This window comes from Desulfobacterium sp. N47 (assembly GCF_051233685.1).
Lineage (GTDB): Bacteria > Desulfobacterota > Desulfobacteria > Desulfobacterales > RPRI01 > RPRI01.
In genome coordinates this window covers 1-16445 of record NZ_JBAMMY010000273.1, presented here as the reverse complement: position 1 = coordinate 16445, position 16445 = coordinate 1, and the positions used below count along the sequence as shown (strand labels likewise).

The following is a 16445-nucleotide window of genomic DNA, read 5'->3' as shown; positions in this document are numbered from 1 at the left end:
ACTTTCAAAACGTTTCAGTTTGGTCAAGGTCAAGGCGGGCGAAAATTTTAACCACAGGAATACATTTAGTATTTCGAGGATTAAAATTTGAGCCCAACGCAGAGATCGGCCTAAATGGGACGTTTTGAAACTGGCTCTATTGTCTAAACAATATAAGTTTAAATAATTTTATTATCAAGGCTGATAGAGCATAATTTGTTTTTTTTATAAATTTCCGGTAAATTATTAAAATTTGCAACAATATGATATTTCTATTTTTAAAATAAATAACGGCTACTTTAAGAGTTTCTTATGATTTTTCCGAAAGTGATAAATTTTATAAAAAATAAAAAAATACCATTGTTGCTGTTTGCTGTGGTTATTGCAGCTGTATCTTTATTTATATTAGATATTATAAAATATGCAGACCGGCCTTCAGGTACGGATGAAACATTAAAATATATTGTTGTTGAAAAAGGTCAGGGTTTTCAAAAAACCGCAAACAGCCTTAAAGAAGCCGGTATAATAAATAATTCTATAAAATTCAGATTATATGCCAGGTTAAAAAGAAGCGACAAACTTATTAAAACAGGTGAATACGCACTCTCATCTTCAATGTCACCTGCTTTGATACTTGATACAATGGTAAAAGGAAAAGTATATCTTCACAGAATTACTTTGCCGGAAGGATATAATTTGCAGCAGATTGCCGGTATTATATCGGAAGCCGGTTTTGGAACAAAGGAAGAATTTTTAAAAATAGCATCAGATCCTTTATTTGCCCATGAAAAGAATATAGAAGCCAAAACTTTTGAAGGATATTTATATCCTGATACCTATTTTTTCTCAAAAGGTGAAACCATTAAAAGTATTATTTCAGCAATGGTCGACAAGTTCTGGTCCGTTTATTCATTAAAATGGAAAGTCAGAGCAAAAGCGATAGGCTTTTCAACAAACGAAATTATTACACTTGCATCTATAATCGAAAAAGAAACTGCTGCAAAAGATGAACGCCCATTAATTTCAGCTGTTTTTCACAACAGACTCAGACTGGGCATGAAACTGGAAACCGATCCAACGGTTATATACGGTATTAAAAATTTTAACGGCAATATTACACGTAAAGATCTTTTGGAAGTAACGCCTTATAATACATATATAATAGATAAACTTCCGCCGGGTCCGATTGCCAGCCCGGGATATGCATCGATTGAAGCTGCTCTTTATCCGGCTGAAACTTCCTATCTTTTTTTTGTTTCAAAAAATGACGGCACACATTTTTTCTCAAATAATTTTAATGACCATAATAATGCGGTTAAAAAATACCAGCTGAGAAAATAAGTTATATTTGACAGCATACAATTTATTTTGATATAAAAGCTTTGCAAACAAATTTTACATAAAAAACTGAGATTGCGCCCGTAAGATTATCTGTGTTTTAATTAATAATAAACAGATAAAAGCATTGCAGCGGGCAAGGCAATCTCTTTATATTTTGGTGCTAAGCAGTTTTTTGTAGACTGGAGAGATTACATGGACGATAAAAAGAAAGTAGATACTGATAATAATTCCGCTTTTCCTATTGCAGCGCCCGGTTATTATTTTATAATTGCAACTTTTTTCGCAACCGTTGTTTTTGCTCTGGCAGGAGTTGTTTCACTTGCAACCATATGCTTTACGCTAACTCTTTTTGTTTGCTGGTTTTTCCGTAATCCTGAAAGAGTTACGCCTATGGTTGATGGAGCCGTAGTATCTCCTGCCGACGGAAAAGTTATTATTATTGAGCCTTTAAGTGAAAGTCCTTTCAGTAAAGGTGCCTGTATCAAAATAAGTATATTCATGTCGGTATTCAATGTGCATGTTAATCGCATTCCACATGAAGGAAAAGTTATAAATATAAGCTATTTTCCGGGAAAGTTCTTTAATGCAAGTTTTGATAAGGCTTCAAAGGAAAATGAACATAATGCCATTTTAATTGAAACGGAAAAAGGCAAAAAAATCTGTGCGGTACAGATTGCAGGACTTATTGCAAGAAGGATAATATGCAGGTTAAAGCATGGAGATATTGTAAAAAGAGGTGAACGTTTCGGTATGATATGTTTCGGATCGCGTCTTGATGTTTATCTTCCTGCTGATTCAAAAATATGTGTTGCCGTTGGTAACAAAATTAAGGCGGGCTCAGGTATTTTAGGATACCTTGCCTGAAAAAAAAGGATACTTATTGCGGTGATATTATGACAAAGGAATACAATATAGCTGTTATACCCGGCGACGGTACAGGGCCTGAAGTTGTTGCCGAAGGGATCAAAATATTAGATACTGTTTCTGCGAAGTGCGGATTCAAGCTTTCCTACCATAATTATAATTTGGGTGGAGAACATTATCTGGCTACGGGAGAACTTCTTCCTGATAGTGTCATTGAATCGTTGTCCCGTAAAGACGCCATGTTTCTTGGCGCAATCGGCCATCCTGACGTAAAACCGGGGATTCTTGAAAAGGGAATACTTTTAAACCTGAGATTCCGGTTTGATCAATATATAAATCTGAGACCTGTAAAACTTTATGAAGGAGTTGAAACTCCTATTAAGAATAAGGGTCCGAAAGATATAGATTTTGTGGTTGTACGTGAAAACACCGAGGGACTTTATACGGGAGCAGGCGGTTTTCTCAAAAAAGATACTCCTGATGAGGTTGCCATTCAGGAATCGATCAATACCCGTAAAGGTGTTGAAAGATGCGTGCGTTATGCCTTTGAATATTGCCGTAAAAGAAATAAGGAGAAAAAACTTACTCTTTGCGGAAAAACGAATGTATTGACATATGCTTTTGATCTCTGGGAACGTACCTTTAACGAGGTTGCAAAGGAATATCCTGATATCAAAACAGATTATGCCAATGTTGATGCTATCTGTATGTGGATGGTAAAAAATCCTGAGTGGTTTGATGTAATTGTCACAGACAATATGTTCGGAGATATAATTACCGATCTTGCCGCCATGATTCAGGGCGGTATGGGTATAGCCGCCGGAGCCAATATTAATCCTTCCGGGGTATCAATGTTTGAGCCTATTGGCGGTTCTGCTCCAAAATATACCGGCAAACAGATTATAAACCCGATAGCAGCAATTCTGGCTGCGCAGGTCATGCTTGAGACACTTGGAGAAGAAAAAGCCTCTGTCATGATCGAAAATGCAGTTATGACAGTTCTTCGTAACGATATAATAGATGTTGCTGCCGGTAAAATGGGCTATACTACAAGTGAAGTCGGGGATCTTGTCAAAGGATATATAATAAAAGTTTGACGGGTTCACGGTTCCGGGTTCACAGTTGGCTATTGTCGGTTTGCAGTAACTGTGAACCATGAACTTTGAACCATGTTTAAGGAAAGAACAATGTCTGAAAAAAAATTTAACATTGCAGTAGCAGGGGCGACTGGTGCAGTCGGAAACCAGATGATAGAATGCCTTAAAGAGAGAAATTTTCCCGTAAAATCAATTAAACTATTAGCCTCAAGCCGTTCGGTGGGAAGAAAATTGCGGTTTAAGGGTGATGCGCTTTCTGTGGAAGAACTGACGGAAGAATCATTCAAGGGTGTAGATATCGCTTTGTTTTCGGCAGGCGGAGGAACAAGCCTTAAGTTTTCGCCGATTGCAGCAAGCAGCGGATGCGTGGTAATTGATAATTCCAGCGCATGGAGGATGGATGCCGATGTTCCGCTTGTGGTTCCTGAAGTTAATCCTCATGCTATTGCAGATTATAAAAAAAAAGGAATTATTGCAAACCCGAACTGTTCTACAATTCAAATGGTTGTTGCTTTAAACCCGATCCGGAAAAAGTGCGGAATTAAAAGAATTGTTGTTTCGACATATCAGGCGGTTTCCGGTACCGGGAAAAAGGCTATTGATGAGCTTTTTGATCAGACAAGGGCCATGATCAATTTTCTTGATTATAAAAAGAATGTTTATCCGCACAGGATAGCTTTTAATTGTCTTCCTCATATAGATGTTTTTCTTGATAACGGCTATACCAAAGAAGAAATGAAAATGTTAAATGAGACCCGAAAGATAATGGAAGACAATACTATCGGAGTAACAGCCACAACTGTAAGAGTTCCGGTCTTTTTCGGTCATGCTGAATCAGTTAATATTGAAACGCAAGAATACATTTCGGCCTCTGATGTCAAAGCATTGCTTGAAAAAGCCCCGGGAGTTAAACTGGTTGATGATATTAAAAACAATATTTATCCTTTGCAGACGGATGCAGCAGGGCAGGATCTGACGATGGTAGGACGTATCAGGCAGGACGAATCAATTCCAAACGGTATAAACATGTGGATTGCTGCTGATAACATTCGTAAAGGAGCGGCAACCAATGCTGTACAGATTGCAGAAATTCTGGCGGATAAATATTTGTAACACAGGAGTGTAAAGTTGGATCGAATACCAATTACAAAACGAGGTTATGAAACTCTTAAAAAAGAGCTTGAGCATTTAAAAAAAGTTGAAAGACCGGGTAATATCAAAGCTATCGAGGAAGCAAGAGCACACGGCGATCTTTCGGAAAATGCCGAGTTTGCCGCCGCCAAAGACCGTCAGGCATATCTGGAATGCCGGATAGGCGAGCTTAGCTATAAAATTGGAAATGCGGATGTTATTGATCCTGATTCTTTGCCGAAAGACCGGGCTGTTTTTGGTTGCACGGTAGTTCTTGAAAATATAGACACAGGAGACACCATAGAGTACCAGCTTGTAGGTCCGGACGAATCCGATATAGGAAAAGGACGAATATCAGTCTCCTCTCCGCTTGGAATGGCTATTATAGGAAAGAAATCGGGTGAGGAAATTGTTCTTCAGGCGCCCGGCGGGAAAAGATTTTATGAACTGGTTGAAATATTATAAAATTATTTACAATAATGTATCGAAGACGGAGGTTGTATTTTGGCAAGAATAACAATAGAAGATTGTATGAAAAGAGTGCCTAACCGTTTTTTACTTGTCAACATGGTTGCAAGAAGAGTCAGGCAAATTCGTGAAGGTTCCGAATATCTTGTCAGCGCACCGAAAAACGAAGATATAGTTATTGCGCTAAGAGAAATTGCCGCAGGTAAAATTGTTCTTGTAAAAGATGAAAAAGAAGTTAAGAAAATTGATACTGATGATACCGATAAAAAAGAATTAATGCCATCATCTGAAAATTAACGGCTAATGGTTCAGATAATATTGTTTACTGCCGGTTAAAAAGGTAGCGTATTTTTAATGAAAGACGTTCAGAGTCAGCGAGATTACAGAAACATACCGATCAACAAGGTCGGTATAAAAAATATCCGTTATCCGATCACGGTACTTGACCGGCAAAACAGGGTTCAGAATACGGTTGCGACAATTAACATGTACGTTGATTTGCCCCATAAATACAAGGGGACGCACATGAGCCGTTTTGTCGAGCTGCTTCATTTATTCCGCCATGCTGAAGTGTCTTTAAAAAAGATTGCAGCCATATTAAGCCAGATGAAAAAACATCTGAATGCAGAATCGGCACATATCGAAGTTACTTTTCCTTATTTTATAGAGAAAAAAGCCCCGGTAAGCAATGCTCCGGGCCTTATGGATTATACCTGCCGAATTATAGGATCAAGTGATCCCGACAATAAAATTGATATTGTTTCCGAAGTAATTGTTCCCATATCATCCGTATGTCCCTGCTCAAAGGAAATAAGCGAAATCGGAGCGCACAACCAGAGGGGAGAAGTAAGACTTTCAACCAGATTTAAAAAATTTATCTGGATGGAAGATATGATAGAGCTTGTTGAGTCTTCGGCTTCCTGTGAAGTTTACTCGGTTTTAAAAAGGGTGGATGAGAAAAACGTAACGGAAAAGGCTTTTTCCAATCCCAAGTTTGTCGAAGATATCGTGCGTGATATCGCTGAAAAAATCAATAAGGATGATAACATCATCTGGTTTTCAGTAAGCGCCGAAAACTTTGAATCCATTCACAATCATAATGCCTACGCCCACGTTGCAAGTGATTAAGGAATTTTTTCCTGGTTATACTTTTCTTTTTGAATCCGGCCAACTCTGTCCGGAAGCTTTTTGCCCTTTTTTCTATGGAAAAACCTTGTTGCAAATAAAAGAAATGGGCATGTACGCTTAACTGCTATGTAAACCATACCTTTTGTGTTAAGTGTATACATCTTGGGTAATATTTTATTTGATGCAATTCGCAATATGCGGTTTATTATTTTTCACTTGACACAAAAGGCTAATCTCCATATAGTTTTTCCCAGAAAAGCAAGTTGTTATCATCTCATCAGCTTTACCGGAAACGGCTTTTTTTCAAGTATCAAGGATATCTGCAGATGTATCTCGACTTCCATAAATTCAGGGAAAAACCGTTTAATTTAACACCTGACCCACGCTTTGTATTTCTAAGCAAAAATCATAAAGAAGCGTTTGCACATCTTATATACGGCATCAGGAATCGTGCCGGATTCATTGCTTTAACAGGAGAAGTCGGATCGGGAAAAACAACGATTTTGCGAACTCTTTTTAGCCAGCTTGATACAGATCATTACCGTACTGCCCTGATCTTCAATCCCTGCATTTCATCCGGCGAGCTTCTGAAAAACATAAACCGGGAATTCGGAATTACAGACAAAAATTCAAATGACACAAGCCCGTTAGATCCTCTTAATCGCTTTCTGCTTCACCAGAATGCCAAAGGCCGCACAGTCGTTCTTGCCATAGATGAGGCTCAGTATCTGGAAATTCAGGTTTTGGAACAAATCCGTTTGATCTCGAACCTGGAAACAGACAGGGAGAAACTTATACAGATTATTCTGACCGGACAGCCTGAATTGATTCAGATTCTGGACAAAAAGGAACTGCGGCAGCTGGACCAGCGGATCACAGTACGATACCATTTGCAACCCATGGATTTTAAGGACACCGTCGGATATGTAAACCATAGGCTTAAAGTGGCAGGAGGGAATGGCAGGGAAACATTTTCGAAAAAGGCGTTAAAGCTGATATATACTTATTCAAAAGGACTGCCAAGGCTCGTAAATGCAGCTTGTGACAGAATGCTTTTGACGGGCTACGCCAGAGACACGACAAAGATAAACTCGCGAATTGCCTCGGCAGGGGTAAAAGATATTAAAAAAAATATGGCGGCTGACAGCATAAAACGACGCTTTATTCTGATTTCAACAGCTGTCGTAATCGCCATATTTTTTGCCGGAAGCATCTTTCTTAAATGGGATAAGATTGCCCGAATGATCAATCCCAATCAGCAGATTAAAGCTTTCAAGGCTCAGCCGGCACCAAATTCTATCACAACCGGTAAAGAACTCAATCTCCCTCAACAGATTGAAACTTTCGGAAATAAACCGATAAAAGATTCCGTCATTACCGGTGAAGAGCTCTTTCGTGTGATGGCTGTAAAACTCGGTGAGGTCACGGAGGCTGAAAGTGCCGGAAGAGCCTACAATTGCCTTGCCGGCCTCTGGAATGTTTCGCCCGTTTCAGAAAACAGAACATGGAATTCTCCTGATGATATTGAAGATGCAGCCCGGTCTGAAAAGTTGCGTGCATACAGATTTTCCGGAAATATGGGAACTTTGCTTCGTCTCGACCAGCCTGTTGCACTCGAACTCACCTTGCCGGATATCAAGGGTAAACGGTTTATAGCACTGCTTGGAATGGAGAATGAACAAGTACTGATAAAGCCTCGGATTGCCGGAAGAAGAGCCCTTTCATTCAGGGAGCTTGAAAAGTATTGGTCAGGCCAGGGTTTTCTCCTGTGGAAGGATTTCTCGGATGTTATGACCAAGTTACCATCAGAGCCGGAGAAAAACCGCATAATGCGGTTCCAGAAGCTTCTTAAAGAAGCAGGAACCTACCACAAATCTTTAACCGGTACTTATGATAAGGATACCTTATTGGCAGTAAAGCAATTTCAATCGTCAAAAGGAATTAAACAGGATGGTATCGCAGGAAGTCAAACTTTGATGCTTTTGTATAGATCCATTGACCGCTTCCCGGTTCCCGGATTCACGGGGAGGCACAAATGAGTGTCATCCTCGATGCTTTAAAAAAACTTGATCGGGAAAAGTCTTATCGCAAAAATGGAGTACCCGATATCTCGGAAAAGATTCTGGATTCCGATCCTTATCGTCCTTTGAAAAGAATCCGGCTGTACTTTTTCATTGTTGTTCTTACAGTACTTGTCACTTTCGCTGTGACCTATACCGTGATGGTACGGTTTGGATTCCTGGCAGGGCCGTCGGCCTCTGAACCTGCAAATCCGGTTTCTTTAAATCAGCAAGCTAAACCGGTTCTGCCGGAATCCGAATTGCAGATGGAATCTTTTTCAGAATCTGTAACTCCTCCTGCCAAAAGCCTGCAAGTTGATTCTGATACCGCTTTGGAAAAACCGGCTGGAGATATTCAAAATAAAGAACCCCGGATGCAGGCGAAATCGGATGATTCTGTTAAAGACAAGACTCATATAAAAACCGTATCACCAGTTAAAACCAAACCTCTTCCTGAAAGAAAACAACCAATGGCTTCCAATGATGAAAGGAAAGCCGTTGTATCTGAAAAAGCAAAAAGTTCTGTCAAAAATGTGATAAATAACGATAAAGCCGCTTCAAATGCATCTGCGGCAACTTTGCTGCCGTCGTTAAAGCTTTCTGCGATTGTCTGGTACGAAGACCCTTCATTGCGCTTTGCCATGATCAACGGCATTAAAGCTGTTGAGGGATCAGAAATTGAAGGAGTAAAGGTAGTAAAGATCACACCTGCCGGCATTCGTATCTTAGTTAACGGAGGCTATCACGAAATTTCAATGGCAAGGTAGACAAAAGGCTTTGCCTGCATAGTTTTCCCGCAGTCCTATAGTATGTGCAATATGCCGCCGTTGGCGAAGGGGAGGTTCTGATTCTGCTATGGTTGCTTTACGGAAAGAATCGCCTCGACAATCTTTTCATAACCGGTGCAGCGGCAAAGATTTCCAAATATGGCCTCTTTAACCTCTTCCTTTGTCGGGTCAGGGTGATGGTCAAGAAAAGACTTGGCCGTCATGATCATACCCGGAGTACAATATCCGCATTGAACCGTACCCTTCTCATGAAAGGCCTGTTGCAGAGGATGCAGCCCCCTCTCCCTGGGATAAACCTTCAATCGTTGTAATCTCCTTACCCTTGGCTGTAACCGCTAAAATAAGGCAGGAAAGCGCAGGCTTGCCATCTATCAGAACCGTGCAGGCACAGCAGGAACCCATACCGCAGCCTTCTTTTGTTCCGGTCAGATGAAGTTCATCACGTAAGACTTCCAGAAGAGTCTGCTTCGGCGCTGCCGCCAACTCATAGAATTCTCCATTCACCTTCAGTTCAATCAGTCTTTTCATTACGCCTGCCCCCCTTTCATATCTTCCCACGCCTTCATGCAGGCGCGCTTTACAAATACTGTTACCATCTCCTTTAAATACCAGGCCGAATAACCATGATTCGGATAAGGTGCGATTTCCTGATGCGCCTGCAAGGATGCTTCTTCTATCAGATCAGCACTCAAATTCTTTCCTTTCAAGACCGCTTCCGCCTTAATGGTTTCCACCGAAGCAGAGCACACAGAGGTAAGCCAGATATTTGCATCCTTAATCGTCTTTCCATCAACTGTCAGGTAGGCTGCAACACCCACAATTGGAAAATCGATAGACCCGCGCTCCCGGTATTTCACGTAAGCCCCATAGCTTAAAGGCGATGGCTTCATTACCTGGATCTCCGCTATCAGCTCTTCCGGTAACAAGGCATATGTATTCCCCCCCCCTGCCGGAATAGATTTGAGAAAGATCAAGCACTCGTTTTCCCGCAGAACCAATAACAAGCACCTTAGCCCCCAAAGCCAGCAAAATCGGCGCAACATCGCCTGAATAAACGGCAAAACACTTCTTGCCCTTCTTGATCAGGTGGCAGACTGTACCGCCCCTTTTAAAGCATTTTTCCCATACAGACTGGCCGAAAAGATGGGAATGATCATAGTAGAGGCACCGCGTATCCTGGCACAGGTTTCCACCAAGGGTTGCCATATTGCGAAGCTGTGCTGTTCCAACCGCGCGCGCGGCCTGGGCCAGAGGAGCCAGATTGCCTTTCAGTAAAGGCGATTCCTCAATTTCCCCAAGAGTGGCAAGAGCACCTATCTTAAGAATGTCTTTCTCCTCACTGATCGAGCGCAAACCGGCAATTCCCTGAAGATTGACAAGCGCATCAGTTTCTGTCACCCTTCTTTTTAGTTTCGGCAACAAATCAGTTCCACCGGCAAAGCCCTTTGCCTTTCCTTTATGTTTAGAGAGCAGACTAACCGCGTCCTGTAAGGTTTCCGGCTCAAAGTATTCAAAATCAGGAAGTCTCATTTTTTTCTTCTCCTTTTTTCTTCTTTAACTCTCTTAGAACTTTCTCAGGTGTTAAAGGAAGTTCTTTAAACCTTATCCCCGTTGCATTATAAATCGCGTTTAGTATGGCCGGACCAATCGGTCCCACAAGCCCTTCTGCCCCCTCTTTGGCTCCATATGGCCCCCCGGATCATTCGATTCAACAAAAATACCTAACATCTCCGGTATGTCTACCGCTGTTGGGAACTTGTAATCCAAAAAGTCGGGGTTTAAGGTCTTTCCGCCCTCTACGACAATGTTTTCAAACAAGGCATATCCTAAGCCCATCTGGCAGGCCCCCTCCAATTGACCTTCCACACCCAAAAGATTGATCACCCTGCCGCAGTCATGACTATGGCACAAGTTTGTGACTTTTACCCGGCCGGTATCTTTATCCACTTCCACTTCCGCAACAACCGCTCCGAATGTATAGGCGGGTGAAAAACTGCCGTATCCCGTAACCATATTAAGTTCAGCCTGTTGTTTCGGATCAGGATTCCAGACTCCTTCTCCCATAATGCTTATGCCTTTATGGGCAAGCTGACACAGCGAAACCGCTTCTGTAAAAGATACCCCCTTTTCCGGAGAACCTTTGACATATATCCGCCGGTCCCGGGCTTCAAGGTCTTCAATATTTGCTTCTAGTTTTTCTGCCACCACCTTAAAAAGTTTTTGCTTAAGCTCTATTGCAGCTCTTTTGACGGCATTGCCTGCCTGGAAAGTACACCGGGCCGAAACTGTAATTAAATCGGGCGGACTGTGATCGGTATCAACAGATGTGATCCTGATATCTTCAACGCGTAATCCTAATTCTTCTGCTGCAATTTGACAAAGCACCGTATCAGATCCCTGGCCGATATCCGAAACTCCGGATATAATGACTGCCGTTCCATCCGGATTCGCTTTGATGAAAATGGTGGAAGATGCGGTTTGAGGCCCCAGCAATGGAAGCTGGTTGCCGCTGAAAAGGCCGGTACTTGACATTCCAATGCCTTTTAAATGCGGCAGTTTCTTATACTTCTTTTTCCATTCAGTCTTTTCCTCAACTTTTTGGAGGCATTCCTGGAGTCCACCGCTCGATATATAAAAACCGTTAACCGTTGTGTCTCCTGTCTTTAAGCCGTTTTTCATTCTTAATTCTATTGGGTCCATACCCAATTCTTCGGCCACCATATCCATTTGGATTTCAGAGGCAAGATATGATTGCGGAGAAGTATATCCTCTCATGGCTGTACAAGGGGCCTTGTTTGTATAAAATCGCTGAGATTCAAACCTGATGTTGGGCTGCCTGTAAACATGGCTTAACCACAGAGCAGCAAGAAAGGTAACTACCGGACCGTGGGTGTTATAAGCACCACCATCCAACAGGATATTTGCTTTGCGGGCCACAATAGTTCCATCATTTTTTACACCGATCTTGATGACGATCTCCATGGGATGTCTTCTGCAGCTTGCAGAAAACTCCTCTTCCCGTGTGTAACAGATCCTAACAGGTTTACCGGTTTTTTTCGATAACAAGGCGCAATGAAGATCCAGTGGATAAAGACCGGCTTTTCCTCCAAACCCGCCACCCACATGGGGTTTAATCACCCTTATATTTCCTTCCGGCATTTTCAGAACAAACGAAAGAAGTCGCTTGACAAGAAATGGAGATTGCGTCGAAGTCCACAGCGTGACTCTTCCGGAGGAATCAAAATTAGCCACGGAATTGTGTGGCTCCAAGAAGCAATGTTGAACCAGATGGGTTACAAACCGGTCTTCCCTGATATAATCTGATTCCCGAAAGCCTTTTTCAACATCCCCAAAATCCATCAATATGCTTGTATGTAAATTTCCCGGAAAATTATCATGGATTAAGGGAGCATCCGCCTTGATGGCCTCTTCGATATTAAATACTGCCGGAAGCGGTTCATATTCCACATGGATGTGTTTAAGGGCTTCTTCGGCGATATCTTCACTGATAGCCGCAACAGCTGCAATTTCGTCTCCCACAAACCTTACTTTGTCCCGTGCCAGAAAATACCGGTCGGCACTCTCAGGAACCATTGACATCGCAAGTGCATATCTTACATCCGGAATATCGCGACCGGTAATAACAGCTCTGACTCCTTTAATTCTTTCTGCTTTACCGGTATCAATGCTGATAATCCTGGCATGGGGATAAGGGCTTCTTAGAATCTTTGCGTATAACATCCCGGAAAGTACAATATCGGTTGTATATACCGCTTCACCTGTGATCTTTTCTATGCCTTCAACACGGGGAACCGGCTTTCCTATAACAGAATATCCCTCTTCTTTCATATTCTCTCCTTTGGTGTTTTACGGGCAATGGCCTTACCAAAATTATGTTTTTAAAACCAAATCCACTATAACAAAGCAATGAACGCGCCAACACATTATAGGCTAATAAATAAGCATGTTATACATATCAAATGATTAATATGCCATATCCGGCATCTAATAGATTCCACATATCCGGCATAAATATGTTATTAATACCATATAAGGCATGTTGTTACTTAAAGGGAGGGCATAATATTGAACGACAAGGATTTTTTTCACCAGGCTACTTTTTGCGGATTTGCGGAAGTATAGAGCTTGATTTAGTCATGGGTGATTGCTTTAACTTTCTAAAACAGTTTATGCCTGTAAATACTATATCATTTAACATATATGATCCGGATGTGGGGGCTATTCAAAATGTCGCCCAAAAAACAGATAATGAAAGCATATCATTTAGTTCCCCCGTAGTTCTTTCAACTGAGGCCAGGGCCTTTCTTGAAGGGCCGAAACCTTCGAAGGTTATAGTCGTCAAGCGCCAGGAAGACCATGTTATCGGCCGGATGCTATCCAGGGCTTTTAAAACAAAAACATTTTCCGGAATGGTAATGTTTCTTGAAACCAAAGAAAAACTTTTGGGCGGCGTATCCTTGTTTTCAAGCGGTTATGATAATTATTCAAAAGAGCATGCCAGACTTCTTGCCCTCCTGCATGACCCTTTTGCTGTGGCCATGTCCAATGCCTTAAGATATCATGAGGTAGTTAAGTTAAAAGACATGCTGGTTGACGATAACCGCTATCTCAGCCGGGAACTTCACCGTATCAGCGGTGAAGAAATCATCGGCCAGAATCTTGGTTTAAAGGATGTCATGGAAATGGTTAGGCAGGTAGCGCCTCTGAACAGCAACGCTCTTCTTTTGGGAGAAACCGGTGTGGGCAAGGAAATAATTGCCAATTCTATTCATTACTCATCTCCCCGCAGCCGTGGGCCATTTATTAAGGTCAATTGCGGAGCTATTCCGGAAAGCCTTTTAGACACCGAACTGTTCGGACATGAAAAGGGGGCCTTTACAGGGGCAGTATCCCGCAAACGGGGCCGTTTTGAGCGCGCCCATACCGGATCTATTTTCCTGGATGAAATCGGAGAACTTCAGCCCCGGGCTCAGGTCAGACTTCTTCGGGTGATTCAAAACATGGAAATCGAGCGGGTCGGCGGGGAAAGCCCGGTTCCTGTAGATATACGGATCATTGCCGCATCCCATAGAAATCTTGAAGATATGGTTCGGGCCGGTAAATTCCGGGAAGATCTGTGGTACCGGCTGAATGTATTTTCTATTACAGTTCCGCCTCTTAGACACAGGTTTTCGGATATTCCCTCTTTGGTAAACTACTTTATAGAACGAAAATCAAGACAGATGAATTTTAAGAACCATCCGGTGCTTGCACCGGGTGTTATTGAGCGTTTACAGTCTTACCAATGGCCCGGTAATGTGAGGGAACTTGAAAATGCAGTGGAACGGGCCTTGATCCGGAACCGCACTGCATCTGCCAATGAGCCTCTGAGATTTGATGATTTTCCTCCTTCAGAAGTTCAAGCTATGAACCGGAAGATTTCACATCAAAAAGCGTTGCCACTTAAACTTGATGAGGCCATGAGAGAACATATTCAAAAAGCGCTTGATATGACAAATGGCAGGATTCAGGGAAAAGACGGGGCAGCAGCAATTCCGGGCGTTCATTCCAGCACTCTTAGAAACCGTATGATCAAACTAAAAATTTCATTTAAACGCAAATAATAAACACTTGCCGGGCTCAGTAGTAAAAATCAGTAGTGAAAAGAGGATCATGCAGGCAGTCTTATTCTTCTTTTGAGGTACGATAAAAGGGCGCGCCAATGTTATAGCATTTGCCATAATAATATTCCGATTGTCTGGTTATAATTAGGTATGGGTACGTATGGTAACCGCAGAAAATTTATTAAAGGGCTTCGATGACGCCCCAAAATTTAATAATTAAGTTTTTACAGGCGGATACGATGACGGTTTCGTGACAGTAAATTATTTTGGGGCTGTATGGATTTTCTGTAAGCGAATTTTACATCATTTCTCAATACAATTTTTTATTGCAGATCGTCAGTATTTTCATTTGATATGATTACTTGAATTTTGAAAAAAATTGATATGGCGGCATTCTTTTGTCTTGACATTTATAAACGCTTAAGCCTAATAAACCTTGTTGTTATACTTTGTTTGGGGTTTTTGTTCTGTTCCAAACATTAAAATATCAGGGCAGCAGAATCCTCTGGATTATTCCCGACATCAGATTGATTGAAGTCGGATCTGCATTTTGCTGTTGCGATCTATTATTTTAGTTCAGGAGGAATATTTATGGGAGAAGAAAGCGGAGGAGCTCTCAAGGAAACTTTGGAATTTTATTCAGGGAAAAGAAACGAGTTGATCCCTATTTTGCAGGAAGCTCAGGGGATTTATGGCTATCTTCCCGAAGATGCTATCAAGATAATTGCAGATTTTATTAAAATTACTATAGGAGAAGTTTATTCCGTAGCATCTTTTTACAATCAGTTTCGTCTGATACCGCTGGGCAGGAATACGGTTACAATATGTCGTGGCACTGCCTGCCATATTCGTGGGGCCCCCCAGATAGTTGATGAAATTGGAAAGGTTCTCAATCTGAAAGAAGGTGAAACATCTGAAGATATGGAGTATACTCTTGAGACAGTTGCCTGTATAGGATGTTGTGCGCTGGCGCCATGTGTTAAGATAAATCACAAAATCCATGGCTGTCTTGAACCGGGACAGGCGAAAGGACTTTTCAACATTGCGCCTCGAGCTGAAAGCAATTAAAATTGTGGACCCGAAAATACATATAAGTAAGAAAGAGAAACTCGAAGGAGAAACTTACATATGGATAAAGTTACTCTTACCATAGATGACAAACAGGTAGTAACCGATAAAGAATCAAATATTTTAGTGGCAGCTTTGGAGAACGGCATATATATACCCCATCTTTGCTATTATTCAGGCTTGGAGCCACCGGGCATATGCAGGTTGTGCGTCGTTGATGTAAATGGTGATATAGTTTTTTCCTGCCGCTCGAAGGTAAAAGAGGGAATGGTTGTTAAGACAAGAAGCCCTGTAGTAGATAAGATCCGTGAGGTGAATTTTGAAATTATAATGGCAAACAACCACATGTCCTGCAAGGGTTGCGCAGCAACCGGTTTTTGTGAAGTACAAAAAATAATGGCTTTCTGCAAAACCGACAAAAAAAGAGTACGCAGATTAAGGCCGCCTGAAAAACAATTTCCTATAGATGAATCAAACCCGTACTTTGATTATGATGCCAACAAATGTGTGCTTTGTGAAGTTTGCGTGGGCACCTGCAATAAAATACAAAAAGCATTAAATTTTGTAGGCCGTGGATGGAAAACCAAGGTAGAATTTCACGGAGATACATCAATATGCGAAAATTGTGGTGATTGTGTTGCAAGATGCCCTGTAGGAGCTCTTGTGCCAAAAGGTAAAGCTCAGATCCGGAAGTCAGCATAGTATCTTTTTAAAAAGGTTGCTGTTAGTATAGATCCGTACCCACTACTAACAAACAGGTTCCTCGCTATTTCATGTGGGTAACCTGAATTCGAGTTTGCCACCAATGAGGTAGATCATGGTGATCAGGTTTTTGATGGTCCTGTATCCCCTGGCCTTGGCTTTAGCTGCTTGGATAAGGCTGTTGATTCCCTCAAG

The 16445-nt window shown here is 41.6% G+C and carries 18 protein-coding genes; 12 read left to right on the top strand and 6 right to left on the bottom strand.

The features are described 5' to 3' along the window. Positions 1-291: 291 nt before the first annotated feature. From mltG to VXK47_RS17405, 9 genes are all read left to right on the top strand, one after another. Positions 292-1320, top strand: a complete 1029-nt coding sequence (gene mltG / locus VXK47_RS17445) for an endolytic transglycosylase MltG (RefSeq protein ID WP_435550061.1) — start codon at positions 292-294, stop codon at positions 1318-1320. Positions 1321-1512: 192 nt separating this feature from the next. Then, on the top strand, positions 1513-2184 hold the full coding sequence (locus tag VXK47_RS17440) for a phosphatidylserine decarboxylase (RefSeq protein WP_435550060.1): 672 nt from the start codon (positions 1513-1515) through the stop codon (positions 2182-2184). Positions 2185-2213: 29 nt separating this feature from the next. After that, the gene (locus tag VXK47_RS17435) at positions 2214-3281 is read left to right on the top strand and encodes a 3-isopropylmalate dehydrogenase (RefSeq protein WP_435550059.1); all 1068 of its coding nucleotides are present in this window, start codon (positions 2214-2216) and stop codon (positions 3279-3281) included. Positions 3282-3371: 90 nt separating this feature from the next. Then, positions 3372-4394, top strand: a complete 1023-nt coding sequence (locus VXK47_RS17430; RefSeq protein ID WP_435550058.1) for an aspartate-semialdehyde dehydrogenase — start codon at positions 3372-3374, stop codon at positions 4392-4394. 15 nt (positions 4395-4409) lie between these two features. Further along, a complete protein-coding gene (gene greA, locus VXK47_RS17425; protein WP_435550057.1) occupies positions 4410-4877 on the top strand; it encodes a transcription elongation factor GreA in 468 nt (155 codons plus the stop codon). A 39-nt stretch (positions 4878-4916) separates the two neighbouring features. After that, positions 4917-5177: a DNA-directed RNA polymerase subunit omega gene (gene rpoZ / locus VXK47_RS17420; protein ID WP_435550056.1), complete on the top strand. Its 261-nt coding sequence runs from the start codon at positions 4917-4919 to the stop codon at positions 5175-5177. Between the two features lie 57 nt (positions 5178-5234). Continuing rightward, on the top strand, positions 5235-6008 hold the full coding sequence (gene folE2, locus VXK47_RS17415; protein ID WP_435550055.1) for a GTP cyclohydrolase I FolE2: 774 nt from the start codon (positions 5235-5237) through the stop codon (positions 6006-6008). A gap of 326 nt (positions 6009-6334) precedes the next feature. After that, complete coding sequence (locus VXK47_RS17410; RefSeq protein WP_435550054.1) at positions 6335-8047, top strand: AAA family ATPase; 1713 nt, start codon at positions 6335-6337, stop codon at positions 8045-8047. After that, a complete protein-coding gene (locus tag VXK47_RS17405; protein WP_435550053.1) occupies positions 8044-8835 on the top strand; it encodes a general secretion pathway protein GspB in 792 nt (263 codons plus the stop codon). The genes VXK47_RS17410 and VXK47_RS17405 overlap by 4 nt, the downstream gene beginning before the upstream one ends. A gap of 86 nt (positions 8836-8921) precedes the next feature. Here the strand turns inward: VXK47_RS17405 and VXK47_RS17400 are convergent, their stop codons facing one another. From VXK47_RS17400 to VXK47_RS17380, 5 genes are all read right to left on the bottom strand, one after another. Continuing rightward, positions 8922-9158 (bottom strand): (2Fe-2S)-binding protein, encoded by a 237-nt coding sequence (locus VXK47_RS17400; protein ID WP_435550052.1) that lies wholly within the window; start codon positions 9156-9158, stop codon positions 8922-8924. Then, positions 9103-9384, bottom strand: coding sequence for a (2Fe-2S)-binding protein (locus VXK47_RS17395; protein ID WP_435550051.1), 282 nt, complete (start codon positions 9382-9384; stop codon positions 9103-9105). Before VXK47_RS17395 ends, VXK47_RS17400 begins: the two co-directional genes overlap by 56 nt. Then, positions 9384-9713, bottom strand: a complete 330-nt coding sequence (locus tag VXK47_RS17390; RefSeq protein WP_435550050.1) for a hypothetical protein — start codon at positions 9711-9713, stop codon at positions 9384-9386. The genes VXK47_RS17395 and VXK47_RS17390 overlap by 1 nt, the downstream gene beginning before the upstream one ends. Next, positions 9646-10386, bottom strand: coding sequence for an FAD binding domain-containing protein (locus tag VXK47_RS17385; RefSeq protein WP_435550049.1), 741 nt, complete (start codon positions 10384-10386; stop codon positions 9646-9648). Before VXK47_RS17385 ends, VXK47_RS17390 begins: the two co-directional genes overlap by 68 nt. Before the next feature lie 99 nt (positions 10387-10485). After that, positions 10486-12705, bottom strand: coding sequence for a xanthine dehydrogenase family protein molybdopterin-binding subunit (locus VXK47_RS17380; RefSeq protein ID WP_435550048.1), 2220 nt, complete (start codon positions 12703-12705; stop codon positions 10486-10488). A gap of 272 nt (positions 12706-12977) precedes the next feature. On the opposite strand from VXK47_RS17380, the gene VXK47_RS17375 reads away from it, so the two are divergent. The 3 genes from VXK47_RS17375 to VXK47_RS17365 all read left to right on the top strand — a co-directional run bounded on the left by VXK47_RS17375 (position 12978) and on the right by VXK47_RS17365 (position 16250). After that, entirely contained in the window at positions 12978-14480 is a 1503-nt protein-coding gene (locus VXK47_RS17375; RefSeq protein WP_435550047.1) for a sigma-54 interaction domain-containing protein, read from the top strand. Positions 14481-15071: 591 nt separating this feature from the next. Beyond that, positions 15072-15548, top strand: coding sequence for an NADH-quinone oxidoreductase subunit NuoE (gene nuoE / locus VXK47_RS17370; protein ID WP_435550046.1), 477 nt, complete (start codon positions 15072-15074; stop codon positions 15546-15548). Positions 15549-15608: 60 nt separating this feature from the next. After that, the gene (locus tag VXK47_RS17365) at positions 15609-16250 is read left to right on the top strand and encodes a 2Fe-2S iron-sulfur cluster-binding protein (protein WP_435550045.1); all 642 of its coding nucleotides are present in this window, start codon (positions 15609-15611) and stop codon (positions 16248-16250) included. A gap of 69 nt (positions 16251-16319) precedes the next feature. On the opposite strand, the gene VXK47_RS17360 is transcribed toward VXK47_RS17365, so the two are convergent. Further along, on the bottom strand, positions 16320-16445 hold a 126-nt coding region (locus VXK47_RS17360), incomplete at its 5' end, for a transposase (protein WP_435549465.1).